Annotated in this window: 18 protein-coding genes and 1 rRNA gene; 4 read left to right on the forward strand and 15 right to left on the reverse strand. The window is 40.0% G+C overall.

The genetic code is table 11. The annotated features are described in order from the left end of the window. Positions 1-337 precede the first annotated feature (337 nt). From HC643_RS03655 to HC643_RS03705, 11 genes are all read right to left on the reverse strand, one after another. Positions 338-1,826, reverse strand: a 16S ribosomal RNA gene (locus HC643_RS03655). Positions 1,827-2,243: 417 nt separating this feature from the next. Beyond that, positions 2,244-3,176 (reverse strand): Npun_R2821/Npun_R2822 family protein, encoded by a 933-nt coding sequence (locus tag HC643_RS03660; protein WP_038075597.1) that lies wholly within the window; start codon positions 3,174-3,176, stop codon positions 2,244-2,246. Between the two features lie 10 nt (positions 3,177-3,186). Then, complete coding sequence (locus tag HC643_RS03665; RefSeq protein WP_038075594.1) at positions 3,187-4,182, reverse strand: Npun_R2821/Npun_R2822 family protein; 996 nt, start codon at positions 4,180-4,182, stop codon at positions 3,187-3,189. Positions 4,183-4,197: 15 nt separating this feature from the next. After that, entirely contained in the window at positions 4,198-5,154 is a 957-nt protein-coding gene (locus HC643_RS03670; RefSeq protein WP_038075591.1) for a glycosyltransferase family 10 domain-containing protein, read from the reverse strand. Positions 5,155-5,157: 3 nt separating this feature from the next. After that, positions 5,158-6,378 carry a glycosyltransferase gene (locus tag HC643_RS03675; protein WP_038075588.1) on the reverse strand — a complete coding sequence of 407 codons (1,221 nt, stop codon included), beginning with the start codon at positions 6,376-6,378 and terminating at the stop codon, positions 5,158-5,160. 174 nt (positions 6,379-6,552) lie between these two features. After that, on the reverse strand, positions 6,553-8,832 hold the full coding sequence (locus HC643_RS03680) for an ATP-binding cassette domain-containing protein (protein ID WP_237265825.1): 2,280 nt from the start codon (positions 8,830-8,832) through the stop codon (positions 6,553-6,555). Between the two features lie 35 nt (positions 8,833-8,867). Next, positions 8,868-10,031: a glycosyltransferase family 4 protein gene (locus HC643_RS03685; protein ID WP_202048581.1), complete on the reverse strand. Its 1,164-nt coding sequence runs from the start codon at positions 10,029-10,031 to the stop codon at positions 8,868-8,870. A 38-nt stretch (positions 10,032-10,069) separates the two neighbouring features. After that, positions 10,070-11,113: a glycosyltransferase family 2 protein gene (locus tag HC643_RS03690; protein WP_038075583.1), complete on the reverse strand. Its 1,044-nt coding sequence runs from the start codon at positions 11,111-11,113 to the stop codon at positions 10,070-10,072. Positions 11,114-11,924: 811 nt separating this feature from the next. Beyond that, positions 11,925-13,085 carry a glycosyltransferase gene (locus HC643_RS03695; protein ID WP_038075581.1) on the reverse strand — a complete coding sequence of 387 codons (1,161 nt, stop codon included), beginning with the start codon at positions 13,083-13,085 and terminating at the stop codon, positions 11,925-11,927. Positions 13,086-13,119: 34 nt separating this feature from the next. Then, a complete protein-coding gene (locus tag HC643_RS03700; protein ID WP_038075578.1) occupies positions 13,120-15,366 on the reverse strand; it encodes an ABC transporter ATP-binding protein in 2,247 nt (748 codons plus the stop codon). Between the two features lie 96 nt (positions 15,367-15,462). After that, positions 15,463-16,659: a glycosyltransferase family 4 protein gene (locus HC643_RS03705; RefSeq protein ID WP_038075575.1), complete on the reverse strand. Its 1,197-nt coding sequence runs from the start codon at positions 16,657-16,659 to the stop codon at positions 15,463-15,465. Positions 16,660-16,924: 265 nt separating this feature from the next. Between HC643_RS03705 and gloB the strand changes: the two genes are divergently transcribed. From gloB to dnaB, 3 genes are all read left to right on the forward strand, one after another. Then, on the forward strand, positions 16,925-17,698 hold the full coding sequence (gloB, locus tag HC643_RS03710; protein ID WP_038075572.1) for a hydroxyacylglutathione hydrolase: 774 nt from the start codon (positions 16,925-16,927) through the stop codon (positions 17,696-17,698). Positions 17,699-17,972: 274 nt separating this feature from the next. Continuing rightward, complete coding sequence (gene rplI, locus HC643_RS03715) at positions 17,973-18,431, forward strand: 50S ribosomal protein L9 (protein WP_038075569.1); 459 nt, start codon at positions 17,973-17,975, stop codon at positions 18,429-18,431. Positions 18,432-18,576: 145 nt separating this feature from the next. Further along, the gene (gene dnaB, locus HC643_RS03720; RefSeq protein ID WP_202048582.1) at positions 18,577-21,186 is read left to right on the forward strand and encodes a replicative DNA helicase; all 2,610 of its coding nucleotides are present in this window, start codon (positions 18,577-18,579) and stop codon (positions 21,184-21,186) included. Positions 21,187-21,242: 56 nt separating this feature from the next. On the opposite strand, the gene HC643_RS03725 is transcribed toward dnaB, so the two are convergent. Together HC643_RS03725 and HC643_RS03730 are read right to left on the reverse strand one after the other, a co-directional pair. Beyond that, positions 21,243-21,767: an FKBP-type peptidyl-prolyl cis-trans isomerase gene (locus HC643_RS03725; RefSeq protein WP_038075565.1), complete on the reverse strand. Its 525-nt coding sequence runs from the start codon at positions 21,765-21,767 to the stop codon at positions 21,243-21,245. 78 nt (positions 21,768-21,845) lie between these two features. After that, positions 21,846-22,169 carry a phasin family protein gene (locus HC643_RS03730; protein ID WP_038075562.1) on the reverse strand — a complete coding sequence of 108 codons (324 nt, stop codon included), beginning with the start codon at positions 22,167-22,169 and terminating at the stop codon, positions 21,846-21,848. A gap of 132 nt (positions 22,170-22,301) precedes the next feature. Between HC643_RS03730 and HC643_RS03735 the strand changes: the two genes are divergently transcribed. Beyond that, a complete protein-coding gene (locus HC643_RS03735) occupies positions 22,302-22,610 on the forward strand; it encodes a TIGR03792 family protein (RefSeq protein ID WP_038075558.1) in 309 nt (102 codons plus the stop codon). A gap of 1 nt (position 22,611) precedes the next feature. Here HC643_RS03735 and HC643_RS03740 read toward each other — a convergent pair whose 3' ends face one another. Next, complete coding sequence (locus HC643_RS03740) at positions 22,612-22,989, reverse strand: response regulator (RefSeq protein ID WP_038075683.1); 378 nt, start codon at positions 22,987-22,989, stop codon at positions 22,612-22,614. A 103-nt stretch (positions 22,990-23,092) separates the two neighbouring features. Next, positions 23,093-24,643 (reverse strand): ATP-binding protein, encoded by a 1,551-nt coding sequence (locus HC643_RS03745; protein ID WP_038075555.1) that lies wholly within the window; start codon positions 24,641-24,643, stop codon positions 23,093-23,095. Between the last annotated feature and the right edge of the window lie 11 nt (positions 24,644-24,654).

Consider the following 24,654-nt stretch of genomic DNA (forward strand, 5'->3'; position numbering starts at 1 on the left):
AATGCTAACTGCTCATCGCTAATTTCCATTAGCCATTAGCCATTAGCTTTTCGCTTTTAGTTACTTTCGCTTTTCTATGCAGTTTTCAAGGTTCTGGCTGGAACATTTCCAGCAGTCTTGTTCCCTTGCGGTTTCAAGTTGCTGAATTTCTTCTATTGATAAGTGCCCAAATCATCAATGCTTTGGCATTTTTTTCCGAACCCACACTAGTTTGAAAGCCAATTTTCTTTACCTCGCACGACCTAGGATTTCTGAATTATGAATTCTGAATTATGAAGTGTGAATTGTGAATTTCATCATTCATAATTTATCATTCATAATTTAGTTGGTCTCCCTAAAAGGAGGTGATCCAGCCACACCTTCCGGTACGGCTACCTTGTTACGACTTCACCCCAGTCACCAGTCCTGCCTTCGGCATCCTCCTCCACGAATGGTTAGAGTAACGACTTCGGGCACTACCAGCTTCCATGGTGTGACGGGCGGTGTGTACAAGGCCCGGGAACGAATTCACTGCAGTATGCTGACCTGCAATTACTAGCGATTCCACCTTCACGCAGGCGAGTTGCAGCCTGCGATCTGAACTGAGCCGTGGTTTGTGAGATTTGCTTGCTATCACTAGCTTGCTGCCCTCTGTCCACAGCATTGTAGTACGTGTGTAGCCCAGGACGTAAGGGGCATGCTGACTTGACGTCATCCCCACCTTCCTCCGGTTTGTCACCGGCAGTCTTCTTAGAGTTCCCAACTTAATGATGGCAACTAAGTACGAGGGTTGCGCTCGTTGCGGGACTTAACCCAACATCTCACGACACGAGCTGACGACAGCCATGCACCACCTGTGTTCGCGCTCCCTAAGGCACTCCCAACTTTCATCGGGATTCGCGACATGTCAAGCCCTGGTAAGGTTCTTCGCGTTGCATCGAATTAAACCACATACTCCACCGCTTGTGCGGGCCCCCGTCAATTCCTTTGAGTTTCACACTTGCGTGCGTACTCCCCAGGCGGGATACTTAACGCGTTGGCTCCGGCACTACGCGGGTCGATACGCGTAACGCCTAGTATCCATCGTTTACGGCTAGGACTACTGGGGTATCTAATCCCATTCGCTCCCCTAGCTTTCGTCCCTCAGTGTCAGTTATGGTCCAGCAGAGCGCTTTCGCCACCGGTGTTCTTCCCGATCTCTACGCATTTCACCGCTACACCGGGAATTCCCTCTACCCCTACCATACTCCAGTCTCTCAGTTTCCACTGCCTTTATCTAGTTAAGCCAGACGCTTTGACAGCAGACTTGATAAACCACCTGCGGACGCTTTACGCCCAATCATTCCGGATAACGCTTGCATCCTCCGTATTACCGCGGCTGCTGGCACGGAGTTAGCCGATGCTTATTCCTCAGGTACCTTCAACTTATTATTCCCTGAGAAAAGAGGTTTACAACCCAAGAGCCTTCCTCCCTCACGCGGTATTGCTCCGTCAGGCTTTCGCCCATTGCGGAAAATTCCCCACTGCTGCCTCCCGTAGGAGTCTGGACCGTGTCTCAGTTCCAGTGTGGCTGATCGTCCTCTCAGACCAGCTACCGATCGCCGTCTTGGTGCGCTCTTACCACACCAACTAACTAATCGGACGCGAGCTCATCTCCAGGCAGCTAGCCTTTCACCCATGGGCACATCCGGTATTAGCAGCCGTTTCCAACTGTTGTCCCGGACCTGAAGCCAGATTCTCACGCGTTACTCACCCGTCCGCCACTATCTCCGAAGAGACCGTTCGACTTGCATGTGTTAAGCATACCGCCAGCGTTCATCCTGAGCCAGGATCAAACTCTCCGTTTTGAAGTGTTCTTGCTCCGACACACCCTAGTGCGTCCGAGCCTCTTGGCTTATTATTTTTCTTTTGTGAGCGGGTAACAAACCGCCACTTAATTTTTTGACGAGGTCTTTAATTGCTTGGCTTTCAAACTATTGCTTTATCTTGGTTCGGTTGTGCGGGCGTTTCTCTCTCGCTTCACACTTTATCTAAGGTAACAACCACATCTGACTTTGTCAAGGTTTTTTCAGAAGTTTTTTTGAACCTCTAGATAACTCTACTCCTAACCCTTATCCAGCAACAGTTTCAATGCTTTCACAATTTTTAGGCTTTCAAACTTATCTATATATATTGTGTCTTGGTTCGGCGTGTCTTTTGGGTCTTTTCCCTTCAACACTTGCCTACCATAGCAAAAAAATCAGAGTATGGAGATAAAAATATCCTTAAAGCTTAGCTTTAATGTGCCGTAGGTGATTCATAACGTTGTCTACCTTTTTCTCCCACAGACTCTTCTTTGATTTAGACGGAAAAACTGCTGGTGACATCTCTGGATTCAGATTGCGATAATGTTCCCAAACTTCCCAGTAAGGACAACCCGGCTCAATCCGAATACCTGCCCAATGAAGATACTGCAGGGGTTGATTGACTGAAGGGTCAATCAGAATATCTGCCTGTGTTTGAAAATGAGGGCTTCCTCCCCAGTTTCCTGGTGCTTTTCCTGGTCTGCGAACAATATTGAAGCGGCGTGGAATTCGCTTCAGAAGCATATAATTAATGATGGGTTGGTCGGAAGTTTTTTGCGAGAAGTCAAAATATTCTGGATGAGCAGCACACTCGGTGAACACGTCATACAAATCTTGTTCGGAGATTAAGTTTTTCTTAGAACCCCAAAAACCTCCGTTAAAAATATCCTTGACTTCACCCTCATTGAATACCTTGGCTTCTAAAACTGTAGAATTAAAGACATTTTTAATACCCCCAGCATACTGATAATCACAACAAATAAAGTCGTACTCAGCTAAGTAGTTAAGGTTATCAATAATTTTTTCAAAAACAACTATATCAGTATCTATGTACAAAAACTCGTCAAATGGTCCAAACCAGCAGGCTTGCTTCCTGAATTGATTGGGACGAGCGAAAAACTTACCACCAAAGGTCTCGTGTAATTTTACTGATAGTCTGTCAATAAAATCTAGGTCTTCATAAAGCTGTACGCCGTAATGTCTGTTGAGAATATCTGCAATATTATGATAATTGTCATCATATGGAATCATAACGATTGGTGTTTCCCGATCGCGCAACCGGATACTGTTTAGGAGTGCGATCGCGTGATCGGTCACCTTATCATTAGCAATAATATAAATTCCCCGAGTCATAAAATTCTCCTCAACTTGTTAGTCCTAATTTACTTAAAATTCTTGTTGCAAAACTTGGTTGTGCGTCGTAAGACTTTGGTTTGGTTGTAAACTTTGGTTTCTTATCTGGTTCATGTAAGTAGCGATAGTGCAAGAAAATATCCCTATAAGGAAAATCAATATTTTCACCAGCACACAGACGGCTAAATATACTAGAAGACAAACCAATGTAATGAACGTACAGTAAGCGATTCCCCCTATCATACAAAATCTTATCTTTAGCTTCAAAATGCTTGGATGTTACACAACACCCTGTTATTTCACTTTTTGGTAAGCGCACTGCGAAATTGTAGCTAGATAGTCCTAAACGCATGACCATATAATTCAGAATTGTTTGGTCAGGAGCCATGTCATAGAGAACTTCTGCTTCGCCTTGACGCAGTTGTTCCAACAGCCACAAACGCTTCTGAACATCAAATATGCCTTTTTTAGAGGCATAAAATCCAGAACAAAACGTTTCCGTCTGCAAACGTTCTAGTGGGAAGAGTTGTGCTAATTTTGCTGATGAAGTGTTGTAAACATGAGATAAGTCTTTAAACTGAAAGTCATAGACGACCCAGTCATGTTTCTCAAGCTGAGTAAAAGTTTGCTCGAGGGAATTCATTAATAGAGTATCGGCATCCATGTAAACAAAACGGTCAAAAGGACCATCAAAAGCACCATAACGCCGATGAGTTCCAACCCTGTAATACTTATCGCCACCAATTTGCTGCCAATGAGTTTGTGCGGTGGGGTGAGTATCCCAAACATTACGCACAAAACTATCCCATTGCTGAATTGAATCTTGATTGTCGTAAAGCTGTACGTTGGGGCGACGAGAAATTTCTGTAGCAATTTGCGTTGTCCTATCGTCATAGGGATAGACACAAACTGGCATACTTTGTCCATAGATTGCTTCTATACTATTAAGTAAAGCAACTAATTGATCGTAGACTCTGTCATTAGCAAGAGTGCAGATACCATCCATATAGCTAAGAATTAATTAGGAGAATTTAGCAATATATTCTGAAAACCAGTTCAGCAAATTGAGTTTGTGGAGAATAATTTGTCTGGCTTCTCTTATCGCGTCCTTTGCTGCATACCAAGCATCTGGGGTAGATGTAACTTCTTTAATGTAGGCGATTCCTTTTTCATCCAAGCTGGGCAACCGTAAGAAACTATCGGGTGGCAATAACTTATCAGCGGCTGGTCCACCATAGTAAATTGGCAAACACCATGCAAGTAGAGCATCCCAAAGTTTTTCACTTACATACCAATCATTTTCAGCATAATTTTCTATTGCTAGATTGTAATAATATGGTGACATTCCATACCATTTACTCCCAAGTTCTCCTGGTGTTTTTGCCCAAGTCGGTAAGTTACGTCCATATAAATCGAATTTCACGTCGCTGTCCTGCAAAGACTGCAAGAAAGCCAAACGATGCCTGTGGCTGGCTGTACGATTGATTCCAGAAGTGATCCAACTGCAAGGCTTCTCCTTTTCCATAGGAGGCATTTCATCCAAGACCTGAAATGGAACATTATGATACCAAATAGCTGGCATATAATCAGGTGTCGGGGCAAAGTCGTCAGGACCTGAGATATAACCACAATACTTCTGGGCTTGTTGATAATTTCTCTTATTGATTTCTACAACCTCATCTAGGGGAGGTTCGCGGAGTAAGTAAATAATTCGCTCTTGAGGAACACCACGCAAAAGAGAATTCACATCTACTGGCATTTCAGCCTGCTTTTGTCGGAGGTTCTTGAACCACGGTTGCGGCTGAGGTGGTTCTGGAAAATCAAACTGATACATCAGTAAAAAATCTGGTTTTGGGTGTTTTGCCAACATTTGGATGTTGTCCCAGTGACCAAAAGAGTGAGGGGTTTGCTGCCAAAGCCAATCAATATTTTTAATAGCAGAATAGGAAGTCAGCATTCCTACTATTTTTTTAGCCATAATTTAATAAATATATCTAGAGGGACGAAAAGATTCATTAACATAATTGAGAATTCGTGTGGTTCGGTTTTCCCAAGAATACTGACGGGCAAAATTTATATTGTCTGCGTATCCTTCTAATTTCCTCGGGTATTTTTCTAAAGTACTCCGAATAGATTGAGCAAATGTATGAGGGTTATCTGGTTCACACCAACAAGCTACTAAAGAGCTATCTTTAAATTCTATAAGAGGTGGAATTTCAGTGACAGTGATTGGAGTTCCAGATGCCATGTACTGAAAAAATTTCACCGGATTTGTGAAATTTGCTTCTTTACCAGAAAGATGAGGATGAGCCAAAATATCAGCAGCTTGAAACAAGCTAACTAATCTTTTGCGTGGCAAGATCCAGCCTAAAAATTTAACATTTTCTACCTGCTTATCCCGAGCTAACTTCTGATAAGCTTGTACTTGTGATTCTTTTCCTCCTGTAATTGCAAACTGAATTTCTGGCAATTCTTTAGCAGCATCAATTAAAAGTTCAACTCCCTTAAAACGATATAAAGCGCCAGAATACACAACGAGATATTTGCGTCCTCCATTCAGAAGTTCTCTACGCCATACTTCTGCTGCGTCAGATTGTCTGATAAAAAACGCTTGGTCGGAACCATTATGCAACCATATAACTTTTTCTGATGGCATACCGCATTCAATAAGACTTTGTCTGATTGGCTCGGATTGGGTTATGGCAATTTGAAAATACGGACTACGGACAATTTCTGGTTCAAATTGATTTTCTTGAAAATAGTGACGCTCATAGATAGTTGGCACTTTGTTTCTCACTGCCATTCTCACAAAATTCCAATCTCGTGTATGTACTATTTTTGTTTGAGATAGAATATGAAATGGAAAGTAATATTTTGATATTAGTGTAATAGTGTTATTCCACCTCCTAGCAAGTTGCTCGGTAAACCAAGGTATTGGTAGTGGGGCTACTTTGAGATTTTCGCCCACGTCATAGAACTCTACAAACGTAGCATCGGGTTGTTTAGGTTGGAAAGGGTAAATCCACGCAGCTGGGTTGAAGGACTTATTTTTGCGATCGAGGTAAACTAAAACTGAGTCATAACCTAAGCTAGCAGCTGCATTAGCACAAAGTACATCATGAATTTCATGAGCGCTGTCTGGTTCAAAAGACAAGTATCCGGAAAAAAAAATATACAGTTTTCTTAACTGAGAACTTCTCATGACTAGTAGTACCTATAAAATCACGGTTAGCGGTCTATAAGACTTTTACAAAAGCTTATAATTCCTTGATTTTTGACTCTGCCTTTCTTTATGGTTGCTACCTAATGACAGACCTTATCCTAAGACCTATTAATTTTTTTATGAAAATAGATACTTCCTTTAAAAACATAAATTTTAATCATGAGATTCTAAAGATTTGATATTGTCTATTAAACCCATGGCAGCTTGGTAAGCATCTTGAATAAATTCTTGTTGTTTTTTCTTAGATGTATATGTTTTACTTTCAGATAGAGAACGCAAAGAAGCAAGCATGGAATTCAAACTTCTGCGGAATTCATCAGAAATGCCCTTTAGATTTTGATTGTCAATGCTGTCAGTACGCTCTTTGTCTAGCAAAAGTGCTGATTGGCAGTTCTCGTGCAAGTTAATAATATCGTCAAAAACGTCAATTGTATTGAGAATTTTGCCAGCTGATTTGTATGATTCTTCAATTAATTCCTGCCTTTCTTGAACACTTTCTACCATGTCATCAAGCAGCAGGCGCAGCAAGCCAATCATAGAATTAAGCCGATTGCGGAGTTCGTGCGAAAGGCGAATTACGCTTTGATAAGGCTGACTTGTTGCTTCAGCCTGAGAAGCAAATTGCATTGAGTACAAACGAGAGTAGTAGCCACCCTTTTTTAAAAGTTCGTCATGAGTTCCCACTTCTACCACGCACCCCTGTTCTAACACGGCAATTTGATGAGCTCTTTGTACCGTTGAAAGACGGTGAGCAATTACCAAGGTTGTACGTTCGCGACTTAAATCATCTATTGCTGCTTGCACTAAGCGTTCGGAAACAGTATCCAAAGCACTGGTGGCTTCATCAAGAATAAGAATATCTGGATCTTGCAGCAACGCACGCGCTATTGCCAAACGCTGTCTTTGTCCGCCAGACAACATAACACCGCGATCGCCAATCAAGGTTTCAAATCCCTGTGGTAATTTACAGATAAACTCATAAGCATTTGCCCGTTTAGCTGCGGTCATAATGTCCTCGTCTGTTGCTTCAGGTCGTCCGTAAGCAATGTTATACCGCACCGAGTTATTAAACAGAAAAGTATCTTGGCTGACGATTCCCATCGCTTTTCGCAAAGATGAGAGATCGAAATTGCGTAAATCGACGCCGTCAATGGTGATACAGCCAGAAGTAGGGTCATAGAATCTCGGTAAGAGATCTGCCAATGTTGATTTACCAGCACCAGAACCACCTACCAACGCCAGTGTTGTACCGCGTGGTAAATATAAATCTATGTCTTTTAAGACTGTCTTCTCATACTCGGGGTAAGAAAAGGAAATCCACTTAAAATGCACCCCACCCTGTAATTTTGAGTAGCGCACCTTCCCGCGAGCCATGATTGGTTTGTTATCACGTCGGAGAAAGTTAGTTGCAATGTCAACACTACTTGCAGAATTTGCAAAGCTACTGCGAAGAGCATTTAACTGAGAAAGAATTGGTAACAACCGTAGGAGGAGCAATAGATATGTAAAAAGAACAGCAGAAAGAGAAGCAATTTGGTTAGCAAAAAAAGTACGACTTAAAAAGGCAATCAGAATTAGAGTCGATATACCCGTAATTTCACTGACTGGTGTAATTAGTTCTGAGTGAATTTGAGATTCAAAATCTGCTTTTTCGCGATCGCGAATAATCTTCTTGAGCTTTTGAAATTCTCTTTCTTCATTGCCCGTTGCTTTTACCAAGCGAATCCCCATCAGAATTTCTAGAACAGTCGAAGAATAAATCCTAGACATTTCCGATAGCAACTTCCCAAAATCTCTAGCACGGGCAATAGCGTATTGATTAATTAACGTAACCAAAGATAATAAAACTGTTGTAGCAATTGTTAGCTGCCAAGAAATTGAGACTAACAATCCTACAAAAACTAAAATTGTAATGACGAGTATAACGACTTTAGTTAGGTTACCTACAGCACTAGCAGCACGAGAAACTTCTCCACCCAGACTGTTGATTAAATCCCCAACTTTCATCTTGGTATAATACTCTAGATCGACATCTAGTAATACCTTTAAACCTTCCTCGCGCATATCCGCAGTGAGCAAGCGCGATAGAGAACTGGATGTTAACGTACTAGCATAAGTTGCTGCATTTTTTAAAAAAATTGTGAAGACAATCGCTCCAGCCATAATTAACAGGCGGAAATCCTCCGGTACTTCATCAAAAGGCTGCGTAATCTTTTGAAGAATGGGAGACGACCCTTCAAAATCAACTGTCTGTCCTACAATTTTCAGAACAACCGGCACAATTAATATCGTACCCACACCATTAAATAAAGCTCCGGAAAATCCCAGAAGAATTGTTAATAGAATCAACCAAGGATAGGGTCTGGTAAATCTAAGAAGCACCGGATTGGTTAATATGGAGCGTTTTGAGTAGGTCTTTTTATTGAATAACATAAGCAACAACTTATTGCCGCAACTAACAATTCTGTCTAAACCTTAATTTCGGCAATGATTTGCGATAGAGTACACGCCATAGCATCTACACTATAGTATTTGATACATCTGTCTCTGGCTCTCTGTCCTCGCTTGTTCGCTGCTTCTAAATCCTCAAATATCAATTGTATTTGCTCGGCAATTTGCTCTGGACAGCCAGGATCGACAAGATAACCAGTGTCTCCCAAAATTTCCGGAATATCACCCACTCTAGTGGACAATACAGGTTTAGCCATTGCCATGCCATCTGTTAACTTCAAAGGAAATTGAGCTTGAGCAATTATCGTATCTCGTTGGGGAACAACTAAAACGTGAGCAGCTGATACAACCTCTGGCATAATCGCGACAGGTTTTTTAGGTAGCTTGATAATCCAACGCCCCCATTTTTCAATAAGTTTGTCATCATAGTCATCATAAGGATTGCTACCTACAAGAACAAGTCTCAAATCTGGTTGATTCAGCAGATCTAATGCTATTAACACATCTTCAACACCTTTATGGGGTCGCGGTGCGCCTGGAAACATGAGAATGCGATACTCAGAAAGACCGTAACGCTTTCTGCTAACCTCAGGGTCATATAGACTGGGGTCGAACATTATAGTATCTTTTCCATTAGGGACGTAAACACCACCAAATCGGTCTTGCAGAAATTGAGTGTCTATCGTGATTGCATCCGCCTTTTTAACCAAATTTTCCAGCCAACTGACATACAGTGGATGGTTGGGAAACCTCAATGCTCCATTTTTCTTACAAATATCTCTATATAATTGTATCGGGGTTGGGCGATACTTCCAATCAAAACCTCCATGCCAGCTCAGTTCCCAATCATCCATATCTAAAAGTAGCGGGCGATTGTTGCTCATTTTTTTAATGAGAGACAGACCAAAACTTGCAGGCTTGGGTTTCACTGCATAAATAATATCGCCATCTAGTTTTTGTAAAAGTTTTCTAGCCGAGCCAAAAAAGTTGGGATAATTTTTGCCCGTAACAGAAATGACTGGAATGCCAGATGGTGGTATAACATACAAATCTTGACCAAAGAGAAAGCCGACAATTTCTACCTGATAGTCTAACTTTTGCAGAACTTGAGCTAGCAAGAATGCTCTAACACTCCCACCTTCAGATAAATCGCTAACAACTAATGAAACTTTAGGTGCCACTATAATCTCACTTACTTTTAAACAATACTCTTAATTTCTTACTGACCGCTAACATAACTACGATCCGATCTTTTATGCCAATTTGTTAATTTGGCAAAGATGGAGATAATTTTTTTAGAGCGCGGTCCTCTATATTTTTCATATATTAAGAAGCTTGGAGTTATTACTCTGAGGTTATAAATGAGCTTGAGAATATAGAGACTATTAATCTTAATTGTGTTACTATCTAGCAAATAGAAGGGAAGATGTATCAATTTAAGCAGTCTGTCAAAATTATTTTTCTCCTTTTCCCTAATTGCTTCTCTCAACAAATAGCTTACACCCTTTTGAGACAGAGGAATTAACTCTTGATGCTTGCCACAAACTGTCTCATAAAACAGAATGTAATAGTCTTTCATATAAGACCAATTATTTGTTCGATTAGACTGGTGTTTTGTATAAAAAGCTCCTACCAGGGGAACATAGACAAAATTAATTCCAGCTAAAAGTAAATCCAAGCAAAAATCTCGATCTTGGAGAGCTTTAAGTCGTTCATCAAACATTTTGTGATGAAAAATGCTTCTATGCATCAGCAAACACTGCTGAAGGAGGGGAAATGGGGAATTAGCTAAAAAATCGGGGATCAACAATCGTTGAATCAATTGCTCGCTTGTTAGAGAACCAACTCTATTTTCAATCCTATTTGTAATATTGCCTTCTTTATCTAAAAAGACACGTTCATAGTCTGTATAGAATACAGTATTTTCTCCTGCTACACTACTTAAGCAGCTTAATTGAGAGCTAATTTTAGCTTCATCAATCCAATCATCTGAATCTAAAAACTGAATCCACTCGCCCTTTGCTTGTCTAAAACCACAATTACGAGCTGAAGAAACTCCGCCATTTTCTTTATAGAAGTAACTCACACGTGAATCCCGACTCTGGAACCCTTGAGCTACCTCTCTAGTACCATCCGTTGACCCATCATCCACAATAATGCATTCAAGGTCAGTGAACGTTTGTGAAAGTACGCTTTGCACTGAGCGTTCTAAGTAGCATGCTTGGTTAAAGCAAGTGACAACTATAGAAACAAGTGGAGTCATAAATTCAGATCTCTTGTGTTTTAGCCAATCCTCATTGCAACTGGTTCAAGCAGTATCTACCAGTATCCGGAGATATACAGAGAAACCAGAAACAGGTTCATTATAAATTAATTAAGTCATTGACTGTCTTAACAATGAGAGGTCAACACAGAATATTCACATTCCGCGCTCTGTAATATTACTTATCTTAGTGTTTGGTAACCAAAGCAAAATCTGCTTAAAGAGTCAAAAATAAAACATTATAATAACTACGTAACTTTCACAAACTCATTGTTCCATAGCCCTCGTACAAACCAGAAAGCAGCATTAAATTCCGGTTGGTTTGCGATCGCAATTTTAGCAGTATAAGTTGTAACAATTTGCTGATGTACATACACCCACAAACTTAAACTAGGTATGAAACAAGTTCGTAAAGGAAATTAACTACTATAGAAATGGACGAGGAGAAGTGGAAAACAGCACCACTTTAGCCCGTTAGAGGTATTGCTTGCTGACGACGCTTGCTCTTTAAGGAGAACAAAAGTGTTTGATAATTGAAAATTCTTATTTTCTAGAGGCGGTGCAAGCAAATGTTATGAGTCCGCTCTACCTAAAACTCAAAGCTTGGCTCAAATCAGCGCTTTCATTTCCGAAATCAATGTTTGTATCAAAGCATCCCAAGTTAAATTCTTGCAATAGTAGTCGAAGGATTTTATGGCTAACTTGCTTGGCATAATCTCGAAGAACTTGTTAAGTCACCTCGGGTATGTAACGTTTACCAAGCTTTTACCAAAGCATTACACAGTTATGTTTTTCTTGTTAAGTGCCTTACTCATATCTGTGAATTTATAACAGGTAATTTTTCTAATTTACTCGTGTTTAACTGTTTATCAAAGTAGGAATCAACAACATCATTAATCTCAGACATAAATTTATGAGTCGAGAATAAAGTTTTTTGTTCTGTCAAAGATTGAATGAGCTTGTTTTGAGTGGTAGAATTCTTCAAAACAGCAATAATTTTATCTACAGCTTCCTCTTCATTATTAAAAAATAATTCTTCATTGTGCTGACCTACAACTTCGATCTGTCCACCTACACTTCTAACAAAGGGAATAGCACCTGCTTTCACCATTTCAGCAATAGAAATACCAAATGGTTCTTTCTTAAAGTGAATACCGTACTTACATTTAGCTAGAACTTGAATATAATCTTTGTATGGAAGATTTTCATACAAAGTAATCCAAGATGAATTTTCTGCAACCATCTTTCTGATTAAACGATTGTATTGCCATTGATATACTCCACCACCTCCACCTGTAATGTGTAATTTAATATCAAAGCCTTGTTCTCGAACTTTTTTAAGGATTTGAATTACTTTATGAGGCTCTTTAGCTTTCACAAGCCTACCACTACAAATAAAAGCGTCTTCCTTGTCACTCCAAGCTACGTTTGAACTATCCATCACAACAGGGGGAAAGACGACTCTAGTATCAACACCATAGGTTTCTTTAGCAGCAGTTGCAACGCAATAAGAATTTGTTAAAGAAAGATTTTTGGCTAACTGTATTTCAGAAAACTTTGAAATCTTGTGATGAAAAGGTGTTCCTTCAACAACTTTAATCCAATGTATATATTGAATTCCTGACTTACCAAGATCCATGGCATTATACGCAGACATAACAAGATCGTAATTCTCGCAATTCTGCTTAAAGAAACGTAGTAACAAATGTAAAAATATCATTCTTATCTGATTGCTATTTGCCATCATAAAATAACAAACATCAGTTAGATAACTTGGAACAAAAGTTATAACTTTTATATTTTGTTTTGATAAACTTGTTCCATAAAGAGAATTTAGTTTTTCAAAATTAACATCTCCAATAACAAATAATGTTAGATCGTATTTCTCTTTTAATGCTTGCAAAATCCATAAAGCTACTGCTTCCGCTCCACCACCTGTAAAATAGGGGTAATAAATTGCTATCTTTTTCATGTCTCAAAAGTCCAGAACTTTCTAATTTTATTTTTTAAGAAATTTTTACGCTACTTTCAAAGATATTCATACTATTTAATAAATCTATAGCAGAATAATAAGAACCTTGAATTAATTCATTTTCTTCTTCAGGATTATCTACAAAACCATCTGCAAGCAAACGCAAAAAACCAAGGATGGGATTGAGACGAACTCGAATTTCATGAGAAATGTAAATTAAAGTTTCATGCTGAGTATTAGAGCTTGCTTTGTCTGTAAAAAACATTTGGTTCAAACTCATTTGTAGCTTAACACTATCCTCAAAAGATTCCAAACTTTTGAGAATTTCAACAGCTAAGTTGTAGGATTTTTCAATAAATTCCTGTCTCTGTTGAGATTCTTTTGGAGTCTCATCTAGTAATAAGTGCAAGTGACCGATCATAGAATTTAGCCTCGTTCGCACTTCACTCGCAACATGGTTTAACTTTTCATTCCGAGCGATTTGAGCTTGTGCTTGGTCGCTAAATTGCATCGAGTAGAGGCGAGCGTAGTGACCTCCCTTGCGTAAAAGTTCTTCATGAGTTCCCAGTTCTACAACCTGTCCTTGTTCCATCACAGCAATCTGATGAGCTTTTTGCACTGTGGAAAGACGGTGAGCAATCACTAATGTTGTGCGATCGCGACTGAGATCGTCAATTGCTGTTTGTACTAAACGTTCGGAAACCGTGTCCAATGCACTTGTTGCTTCATCTAGTATGAGAATTTCTGGATCTTGCAGGAGTGCGCGTGCAATGGCTAATCTTTGTCTTTGTCCCCCAGACAACATCACACCGCGATCGCCAATAGGGGTTTCAAATCCCTGTGGCAATTTGATAATAAACTCATAAGCATTAGCCTGCTTTGCTGCGGTAATAATTTCCTCATAATTTGCATCGGGGCGTCCGTAGGCAATATTATTCAAAACCGTGTCATTAAAAAGAAAGGTATCTTGACTGACGATACCCATTGCCTTTCGCAAAGACTTGATATCAAAGTCGCGCAAATCGATACCATCAATAGTGATACAGCCTGAAATTGGGTCATAAAATCTCGGCAAGAGATCCACTAAAGTTGATTTACCGGCTCCAGAACTACCTACTAAAGCGAGAGTTGTGCCGTGTGGAAGATACAAATCCACATCCTTAAGCACTAATTTGTCGCGATCGGTGTAAGCAAAGGATAGTTGTTTAAAATGGATTCCTTCCTGTAGTTTTGTAAATTTGGCTTTACCGTTAAGCATTAACGGCTTACCATCCTCACTTAAAAAATCAAGTACGGCATCCACGCTAGCTGCATTACTAGCAAAGCTACTGCGAAGAATATTTAAGTGTGAAATAATAGGTAGTAGTCGGAGTAATACCAGTAAATATGTTAAAAGAATAGCTGATAGTGCAGTAATTTTATCTGCAAAAAAGATGCGACCGAGGAAGACAATTGAGATTAAAGCTATAATGCCTATGACTTCACTAGTGGGTGTAATTGCCTCAGAATAAAGCTGAGATTTAAAATCAGCTACTTCACGCTTGTCAATAAGGTTATGAATCTTTTGATATGTTCTTTCTTCATTAGCAGTTGCCTTAACCAGACGAATTCCGCTAAGTGTTTCGATCATGACATTGGTTAGCATTTTTGACGAATCCGTCAGCAGGTTACCAAAATCTTTTGTGCGAGAAATAAAAGGTTGATTGGCTAAAGTTACCAAAGAAAGCAAAAAAGTAGAGCAAATTGTCAATTGCCATGAAATAGAAAGTAACAAAGCTAAGAATACTAAAATAGTAATGACAAGTATTATTAATTTAACTCCATGACTTATAGAAGTAGCGGCACGAGGAATTTCCCCATTAAACCGATTCATTAAATCACCAAGTTTCATTTTTGTGTAATAATCAATATCAATTTCCAGTAATAGCTTCAAACCTATTTTTCGTAAATCTGAGGTCAGCTTGCGCTTTAGATCGCTTGAAGTTAAAGTACTGATATAACCTGTTAAATTTTTTAGAATAATTGTCAATATAATAGCTCCTGCCATCACTGATATACGATAATGCTCGGGAACATTATCAAAAGGAGACATAACAGCTTTGAGAATGGAAGGAGCATTTGTTAAATCAACTTCTTGTCCGACAATCTTTAGAATAACTGGTGCGATTAAAGCAGTACTGACACCATTAAATAAAGCTCCAGAGAAACCCAATATGATAGTCCAGACAATCAAAAATGGATATTTTTTTGCAAAATAAATTATTAGTTTTTTCATTAACATAGTTTTTAAATAAGGAATGATTTAGTAGATATCCATTACTTCATGTCGAAACTTCACTAGTTTTTTCGTTCCGTAAAAACGGATTTGATATACTTCTTATAACTTTTGAAGCATCTGTGATAGTATCCCTGCCATTGCATCAATGCTGTAGAAATCAACACATTTTTTTCTAGCTAACTTTCCTTTTTCCTGAGCTTCTTCCAGATGATTGAATATCCATTGAATCTTGTCAGCTACTTGTTCCGGGCAACTGGGATCGACAAGATAGCCAGTATCACCTAAAATTTCCGGAATATCTCCCACTCGTGTTGCTAAAATAGGCTTGGCCATCGACATACCATCTGTGATTTTTAGTGGAAACTGAGCCAAAGCAGCTGGAGTATTTCGTTGCGGTACAACAATGACGTGGGCTGCTGAAACAATTTCAGGCATGGCTGTAGGTGGAGATTTAGGTAACTGGATAATCCAACGTCCCCAACGTTCTATCAGTTGAGAATCGTAGTCATCATAGGGACTACCACCCACAATCACCAGCCTTAAATCTGGTTCATTTAGTATATCTAGCGCCATTAAAACATCTTCAACACCTTTGTATGGTCTTGGGGCACCAGGAAACATTAAAATACGGTATTTAGAAAGCCCGTAACGTGCTCTACTTTCCTCTGCATTATATTTTTCTGGATTAAAAAGATTTGTATCTTTCCCATTAGGGACGTAAACGCCTCCAAATTTCGCTTTTAAGAATTGAGTGTGAATGGTGACAGCATCAGCGCGACCGACCATGTTTTCCATCCATTTCAAATAAAACGGGTGATCGGGATTTCGCAAGGCACCATTCTGTTTAAAAAGGTCTCTAGCAAATTGCTTGGGGGAAGGGTGATATTGCCATTTTTCTCCACCATACCAACTCAGTTCCCAGTCGTCTATATCTAAAATAATAGGTCGTTGACTGCTTAGTTTTTTCAACATAGACAAACCGAATGTTGTTGTTTTCGGTCGCATAGCATAAATAATATCACCGTCAACTTTTTTTAAAAGTTGAGAGGCTTCACCCAGAAATTTTGGATAATTGTGAGCAGTTAATTTATAAACAGGTATTTCAGATTGAGGGTTTGTCCCCGGTTCGCTCCCAAAATCAAATCCTAAAATTTCTACTTGGTATTGAAGTTTTTGAAGTGCTTGAGCTAGCAAAAACGAACGGACGGCACCTCCCCACCTTCCAGCTCCAGCACTTGATAAATCGCTAACCAATATTGAAACTTTAAATTGAGTTTTATTTTTTAGGACAAGCATAATATTTTAGTTCTCTCGCAAAGATTTTTTGCTATTGAAATTCGAGCTTAAAATTCAATGACATCCAGCTACTATTTCATTAAAAAGAAAATATTGACAGGAAATATTATTAAAGGAATAGGATTAACAATTTACCCAAAAATATAACGTTATTTTTACTCAGAGCTAAGAGTGATTACACGGAAAAATTATAGAAAGTCGGAGCAGTGAAAATTAAAATTCAGTACAATTTCGGTAGTTATTATTTTTAACTGAGGTGAACCAGATGCAAGTGTTCCGTCTTGAGGCACTTTCAGACAATTACATTTTTTTGCTGCACGCTCCAAAGCAAAACATAGCGGCTGTTGTCGATCCAGCTGAAACAGAACCAGTTTTTAGGAAACTGAAAGAACTAAAAGCTGAGTTAGTAGCTATTTTTAACACGCACCACCATCACGACCATGTAGGAGGGAATCGGGAACTGATTCAAAAATTTCCCCAATTAACGGTTTATGGTGGAGCCGAAGATAACGGTAGAATACCGGGACAAAAGGTATTTTTGCGGGAAGGCGATCGCGTACAATTTGCAGATCGAGAAGCGGAGGTGCTGTTCGTTCCCGGACATACCCGAGCTCATATTGCCTACTACTTTGCTCCTAAAAACTCCAGTGAACCAGGAGAGTTATTCTGTGGGGATACTCTATTTGCTGGTGGTTGCGGACGTTTATTTGAGGGGACACCAACACAAATGGTAGACTCCTTAGGCAAACTTCGCCTGTTACCGGACAATACCCGTGTTTGGTGCGCTCACGAATACACTTTGAAAAATTTGCAATTTGCCCTAACTGTCGATGCAAGCAACATTGACTTACAAAACCGCTTTGAAGAAGTCAAAGCTTTCCGCAATCAAGGAGAAGCTACGGTTCCTTCATTACTGGGAGTCGAAAAGCGTACAAATCCCTTTTTACGTTGGGAGCAGCCAACATTACAATCATCCGTAAACAGTTACGACCCCGTACAAACCTTTGCGCGGTTGAGGGGAATGAAAGACCAATTTTAGCTAATGGCGAACCCGTTCGCGTTCGCGAAGCGTGTGCCTTGCACATAGCGTCTCCGTAAGGAGATAGGGCTAACGGCTAATTGCTACAAAACCATTAGCTATTAGCTATTAGCCATTAGCTAAAAAAAGTTGCGATCGTACCAATTTTTCGCTATGATCTTTAGGTTTGATGATAAACGCTCTTGCTTCTCAGGATACAGCTACGATGTAAGCGATCGCAGTACGAAGCTCAAGCGATTAATATTTTAAAGACAGTAGAGAAACAAGAACAAAGATGGCGAAACGCATACAGTTAGTCTTAACTCAAGACGTCAGCAAGCTGGGAAGATCCGGCGATCTAGTAGAAGTCGCTCCTGGCTATGCTCGGAACTACCTGGTTCCTAGAAAATTAGCTACTCAAGCAACCCCTGGAATTTTGAAGCAAGTTGAGCGTCGGCGCGAGCTAGAACGTCAGAAACAACTGGAACTGAAGCAACAAGCTCAAGAGCAAAAAGCAACCATAGAAAAAGCTGGTAGCTTTAACATCGCCAAACAGGTTGGTGAAGGTGAAGCGATTTTCGGTACTGTGACCACTCAAGAAGTCGCAGATGTTATTAAACAAATTACAGGGCTGGAAGTGGATCGTCGTGGTATCACGATACCAGATATCAGCAAGTTAGGTAGTTATGAAGCTGACATCAAGTTGTTTACAGACGTAACAGCGAAAGTCAACATTGAAGTGGTAGCTAGCTAAGTCGGGCAGAAAATCAATTTTTTGTAAAAAAATATGCGTATTGTAAAGAGACGTTGCGTTGCAACGTCTTTTTATTAGACGGACAAATTTTGGTTTATAAGAGTAATAGTTCATTTGTATTGAAAAGCTTTAAACAAATTCTTTTATGTCAGAAGAACTTAACTTTCAAGGCAATGGCATGGATCGCCTCCCGCCCCAAAATATAGAGGCAGAAGAAGCGATACTGGGCGGTATACTGCTAGATCCAGAAGCAATTAGCAGGGTGCGCGATCGCCTCGTCCCAGAAGCTTTTTATATCAGTGCTCATAAAGATATTTATCAAGCTACATTACGCCTCCACAATCAAGGAAAACCCACTGACTTACTTGCGGCGATCAACTGGCTCAATGACCACGATATGTTAACCCGTGTTGGTGGAAGAAATAAACTTACTACGCTGGTAGACCGCACGGTGTCAGCCGTTAACATTGATGCTTTAGCAGAGTTAGTCATGGAAAAATTCCTGCGGCGTCAGCTGATAAAAGCAGGTAATGACATCGTACAACTGGGTTTTCAGACAGACACCGAACTACCCGTTGTTCTCGACCAAGCAGAACAAAAAGTTTTTAACGTTACCCAAGAACGTCCCCAAGTGGGTTTAGTTCATATTGAGGACACGTTAATTAATGCCTTTCAAGATATAGAAACTCGCAATCAAGGAATCGCCTTACCGGGAATTCCCTGTGGTTTTTATGACTTAGATGCATTAACCAGTGGTTTTCAGCGTTCCGATCTAATTATTGTTGCAGGGCGTCCGTCTATGGGTAAGTGTGTCGCCTATGATACAGAAATCGTATTAGCAGATGGTTCAATTTCTACTATTGAAGAAATTTATCGCCATTCTCAAGCAGAATTGTTAACTTTAACGGATGATTGGAAACTCCAGATAACTCAACCATCAGCATTTATTGATGACGGAATTAAACCGATTTTTCGCGTTACAACTCAATTGGGGCGGTTTGTTGAGACTACAATGACTCATCCCTATTTAACCATTGATGGATGGTACCCCCTTTCAGAACTGACTGTAGGAACTAGAATTGCTGTTCCTCGCAAAATTAATATATTTGGGACAAAGAAAGTTCGTGAATGTGAAGTTAAATTGTTAGCTTACTTTATAGGAAATAGTTGCTTAACAGGCCATACATTGGAATTTACGCATCCCAATCCTCTCATTCAACAAGACTTTATCCATGCAGTTACTAGCTTTTCTACTCAATTAAAAATTTGCGAAGAAAATTGTTTCGAAGCTTTATCACAATCGCATACAGCAAGAACTCAAGAACAAAAAAATTCTCTTGCTAAATGGTTGAAAAAGTTAGGATTGTGGAGCAAAGAAGCTAACACAAAGACAATTCCCGCTTTTGTGTTTCAACTAGAGCGATCGCAAATTGCTTTATTCCTCAACCGTCTCTTTGCAACAGATGGATGGGCAACTGTTTTGGCAAACGGTCAACCACAAGTAGGTTATTGCACTGTTAGCAAAAAACTAGCAAGACAAATACAACACCTACTCTTAAGATTTGGTGTTATTGCAACTTTTAAGCAGGAAAATATCAAATGTAAAGATACTAGTAAATTAGCTTGGCGATTGGATATTACTGATGACAATTCAATCAAAAATTTTATTTCAGATATTGGGATCTTTAGTAAAGAAACAAATTTAGCACAAGTACAAGCTGCTTTAATAACGAAGCAATATCAAACAGATTGTAGCCTTGTTCCAGTTGCAATAGACAAGGAAATAGCAGCAACTCAAGGTAAAAACACTTGGTTAGATTTAATTCAAAGTGTAGAAATTAAAGGATATACAAATATTCAGTTTGGGAAATTTACACCATCAAGCGATCGGCTTTTTACTTTAGCAACCGCATTAAAAGATTTGTCATTACAGCATTTAACAACAGGAGATGTTTATTGGGATACAATCGTTTCTATAGAACTTATAGGTTATAAACAAGTTTACGATTTAACAATTCCCGATACCCACAATTTTGTAGCCAATGATATTTGTGTTCACAATACTGCGTTCTGTCTAAACTTGGCTCACAACGTTGCAGCTTCATATAAATTACCAGTTGCAGTCTTTAGTTTAGAAATGTCGAAAGAGCAACTCGTGCAAAGGTTACTAGCCAGCGAAGCAGGAATTGAAAGTGGTTACTTGCGAAGCGGACGAATTAGCCAGACACAATGGGAACCTTTAAGCCGTGCTATTAGTACGCTCACGGAGATGCCAATTTATATTGACGATACTCCCAATATTACAGTTACAGAGATGCGGAGTCAGGCACGGCGCTTGCAAGCAGAAATAGGTTCCGAACTGGGACTGATTGTTATAGATTACTTGCAGTTGATGGAAGGAGCCGGTGATAATCGCGTACAAGAATTATCAAGAATTACCCGCAGCATCAAAGGTTTAGCACGTGAATTATCTGTTCCCATCATTGCTTTATCTCAGCTTAGCAGAGGAGTAGAGTCGCGCACCAACAAGCGACCAATGTTATCCGATTTAAGAGAATCGGGTTCGATCGAACAAGATGCGGATTTAGTCATAATGCTGTATAGGGATGAATACTATAACAGTGACAGCCCCGAGCGCGGAATTGCTGAAGTCATCATAGCCAAACATCGGAATGGTCCAACAGGTACCGTCAAACTGTTATTTGACCCACAATTTACCAAATTTAAAAATTTAGCTAAACCTGGAGGATATTAATACCAATAGCTAATGGCCATTAGCCATTAGCTATTAGCCATTAGCATTTAGCAGTATTACTCAATACCCAACAATTCCACATCAAAATTGAGAGTAGCATTAGGTGGGATCACGCCACCCGCACCGCGAGCACCGTAACCCAAGTCGGGAGGTATAATTAGCTGGCGACGACCGCCTACTTTCATAGTGCTCAGTCCTTCATCCCAACCTTTAATGACCTGTCCGACACCAAGTTTAAATTTAAACGGTTGGTTGCGATCGCGGGAACTATCGAATTTCTTCCCATTTTCTAAGGTACCTGTATAGTGAACAACAACCGTTTGTCCGGTTTTAGGAGTTGCGCCAGTTCCCTCCTTAAGTTCAACATACTTTAATCCAGAGGGTGTAGTAATGGCATTAGCTTCAGACATAGGTTTGCTTGCAATTAAGGTATTGTTTTCAGTTGTTTGAGTGGGTACTGGAGTTGTATCAGTCATCTGTTCCGCAATAGCTGTGTTTTGATTGTTACTACCAACTTGTGCCAGAACCAAGACGACAACACAAACCAGCATGAAACCCACGCTGAGTAAAATTGCTTTCAAAATAGTCCTCCCCACTAAGGAAGTCTGGTAATGAGATGACCAGCACGACAAAACTTAGTTTAAAACACAAAGCGATCGCTATCGCCAAAGCTTATTTTCTAAATCGCGGACTTGACGCTCCAAGCGGTCTATTCTACCGCGCAATTCATCCACTTCTGACTGACGAGCCACCCCCAAATCCTGCAACATATTCCGCAGTTGTCTTTGCATTTGAGCATCCCAGGTTCCCTGCTCTGACTTTAATTGCTGTACCATATCATCCATAACCGCCTTCGCCTGTTCGGGATCGAGCTTCCCATCTTTAACAAGGCGATCGCTTGCTTCCTTAACTTTATCCGCGACTAAGGATGTTGTACCAATACCCAACATTAATAACTGCTGCATCCAGTTGTTGTTGTCCATAATGCCTTTCTATCAATTGTTTCAAAGCAAAAAACCCTTTTTCATAAATCTATGCTATAGACCTATGCCACTAAGGTTAATTAATATAGAGTACAGCTCTATTCTGACAAACAAATATGAGGAATCAATAGTGTGGTTATCGAGCTACTCAAGGTGAAAATTCCGCCCGAACAACGGGAAAAATTTATCCAGAAGGATGCAGAAATTTGGACACCAGCACTTGCCAAGTATCCGGGTTTTCTGGGAAAAGAAGTATGGATCAACCCAAATGATGCTGCTGAAGTTGTTTTTATCATTCGTTGGGCAACACGGGAACAGTGGAAAGCCATACCTCAAGGTGATTTAGAGGCAATTGAAAAAAAGTTTACTCAAGCACTTGGATTTCCGCAAAAAATTGTAGAGTCAGAAGAATATCAAGTAAGGAAATTCCCGCAAAAGTGAGTTATATCCCCCAACCAAGCACCTTACTAATTTCTTGCGGTAATTTCAAAGGACGGAAGGGTTTGGCAAAGACAGCAGCAACTTGCAAACCACTAAAGCTTTCTCGGTCGGATTCTTGAACTTTAGCTGTCACTAAGATAACAGGAATTGGCTGAGTTGCAGGGTTAGCTTTAAGTTGCTGTAATGTTGTGCGTCCATCCATATCAGGCATCATCATATCAAGCAAGATGACATCTGGTTTGCGTTCTACAGCCAACTTGATTCCTTCCTCTCCACAAGAGGCTACAATCGCATTCCACCCCGCACCCATCTCTAACCCCAGTTTGGCAATTGCCCGCACATCTTCTTCATCATCAACGATTAAGACACTTTTGCTCATAGCAATGCCCCTCAAATTTTCATAATGATAATCTAACATTTGCTATCTATCCTATTTCTCAATCGGGGAGAACTAGGGTACGAGGTCAAAAAATATAGAACTTTTACAGTTCATGACTAACTGGTAACACAACATAAAAAGTACTGCCTTCACCTAAAATACTTTCAGCCCAAATTTTCCCATCATGCTGCTGTATTATATTTCGGCAAATAGCAAGCCCCAATCCGGTTCCTCCTTTTTGCCGTGAGTCAGATGCATCAACTTGTTGAAAACGCTCAAAAATAGTTTGCAATTTATCTTCTGGAATTCCTCGACCTTCATCTCGCACTGTAATCACAAGAGAATGGGGACTAAGATTAACATTCTTCCCCTCTGGCATTTCCCCCCTCTCGCCTTCCTGTTTGAGGAGATCGGCGCTTATCCAAACAGTGTCTCCCGGTTTTGAGAACTTAATGGCATTGCTGAGTAAATTCGTGAACGTTTGCAATAGGCGATCGCAATCTGCCCAAATTTCAATTTCAATCGGATTGACAACTAGCTTTACTTTTGAGTTATCTGCCATAGCCTGCATCGCTTCTGTCGCTTGCACTAATAACTGAGCAGCATGGCATCTTACCTTATGCATAAAAATTTTACCCGATTTCATCCGTTCCAAATCGAGAATGTCATTCACCAGACGGATCAGGCGTTCGGTATTGCTAGTGGCAATACTTAAAACTTTTTGTCCCTGCTCGGTCAAACTTCCGAGTTGACCGGCATCTAACAAATCCAACGCCCCCATAATAGACGTTAAAGGAGTACGCAGCTCGTGACTCACAAGAGAGATAAACTCATTTTCCAGTTGCTTGCGTTCGGTAATATCATTTGCAATCAGTAAAGCACATTGAACTTCGTTCAGTTCGATCGGTTCAACAGATAGCAGTATTGTCTTGACATCAGAGTCCTTAGTGCAAAACTCAAATTCTTGGTTGTGTAACGAACCAGTTTGTTGCAACAATTGCATGATACGAGACAGAGCATCTGAGTTTTTACTCAAATAAATCTCAGCAGTTGTGCGATCTATCACTTCTTCTAAGGAATAGCCGCTCATCCTTAAAAAACTGGGATTGACATCGATAAACCTTCCTTCGGTAATTGTAACAATAGCAATAGGATTGGGACTGGAGCGGAAAGCTTTGGAAAACTTTTCCTCTGCTTGTTGGCGTTCTCGAATTTCCTGCTGTAGTTGAGTATTTTGTGCTTGGAGTTGTTTTTGCAGTTTGCGAATTGTTAAGTGGTTTTCAATGCGGGCTAAAACTTCCTCTACTTGAAACGGTTTTGTGATGTAGTCTACGCCTCCAACAGCAAAAGCTTTGACCTTATCAAGTACATCCCCCAAAGCACTGATAAAAATCACCGGAATTTCACGGGTACGTTCGTTTGCTTTCAATTGCTGGCAAACATCATAACCATTCATTTCTGGCATATTGACATCAAGCAAAATCAGATCGGGAGGAGCTGCTGAAGCCCCCCGCAGTCCTGTTGAACCTTTAGTAACACTACGAACTTTATATCCTTGTGCCATCAACATTGCAGAAAGAAGGTTGAGGTTCTCCGGAGTATCATCGATTACCAAAATATCTGCTTTGTAAGTATTGGGGTTTCGAGCGTACATTTTCAGTGATG

This window comes from Tolypothrix bouteillei VB521301 (assembly GCF_000760695.4).
Taxonomy (GTDB): domain Bacteria; phylum Cyanobacteriota; class Cyanobacteriia; order Cyanobacteriales; family Nostocaceae; genus Scytonema; species Scytonema bouteillei_A.

Excerpts from the sequence above, each read along its gene's own strand:
- HC643_RS03660 (WP_038075597.1), bottom strand. The coding sequence starts at position 3,176 with ATGACTCGGGGAATTTATATTATTGCTAATGATAAGGTGACCGATCAC.
- HC643_RS03665 (WP_038075594.1), bottom strand. The coding sequence starts at position 4,182 with ATGGATGGTATCTGCACTCTTGCTAATGACAGAGTCTACGATCAATTA.
- HC643_RS03670 (WP_038075591.1), bottom strand. The coding sequence starts at position 5,154 with ATGGCTAAAAAAATAGTAGGAATGCTGACTTCCTATTCTGCTATTAAA.
- HC643_RS03675 (WP_038075588.1), bottom strand. The coding sequence starts at position 6,378 with ATGAGAAGTTCTCAGTTAAGAAAACTGTATATTTTTTTTTCCGGATAC.
- HC643_RS03680 (WP_237265825.1), bottom strand. The coding sequence starts at position 8,832 with ATGTTATTCAATAAAAAGACCTACTCAAAACGCTCCATATTAACCAAT.
- HC643_RS03690 (WP_038075583.1), bottom strand. The coding sequence starts at position 11,113 with ATGACTCCACTTGTTTCTATAGTTGTCACTTGCTTTAACCAAGCATGC.
- HC643_RS03695 (WP_038075581.1), bottom strand. The coding sequence starts at position 13,085 with ATGAAAAAGATAGCAATTTATTACCCCTATTTTACAGGTGGTGGAGCG.
- HC643_RS03700 (WP_038075578.1), bottom strand. The coding sequence starts at position 15,366 with ATGTTAATGAAAAAACTAATAATTTATTTTGCAAAAAAATATCCATTT.
- HC643_RS03705 (WP_038075575.1), bottom strand. The coding sequence starts at position 16,659 with ATGCTTGTCCTAAAAAATAAAACTCAATTTAAAGTTTCAATATTGGTT.
- gloB (WP_038075572.1), top strand. The coding sequence starts at position 16,925 with ATGCAAGTGTTCCGTCTTGAGGCACTTTCAGACAATTACATTTTTTTG.
- rplI (WP_038075569.1), top strand. The coding sequence starts at position 17,973 with ATGGCGAAACGCATACAGTTAGTCTTAACTCAAGACGTCAGCAAGCTG.
- dnaB (WP_202048582.1), top strand. The coding sequence starts at position 18,577 with ATGTCAGAAGAACTTAACTTTCAAGGCAATGGCATGGATCGCCTCCCG.
- HC643_RS03730 (WP_038075562.1), bottom strand. The coding sequence starts at position 22,169 with ATGGACAACAACAACTGGATGCAGCAGTTATTAATGTTGGGTATTGGT.
- HC643_RS03740 (WP_038075683.1), bottom strand. The coding sequence starts at position 22,989 with ATGAGCAAAAGTGTCTTAATCGTTGATGATGAAGAAGATGTGCGGGCA.
- HC643_RS03745 (WP_038075555.1), bottom strand. The coding sequence starts at position 24,643 with ATGTACGCTCGAAACCCCAATACTTACAAAGCAGATATTTTGGTAATC.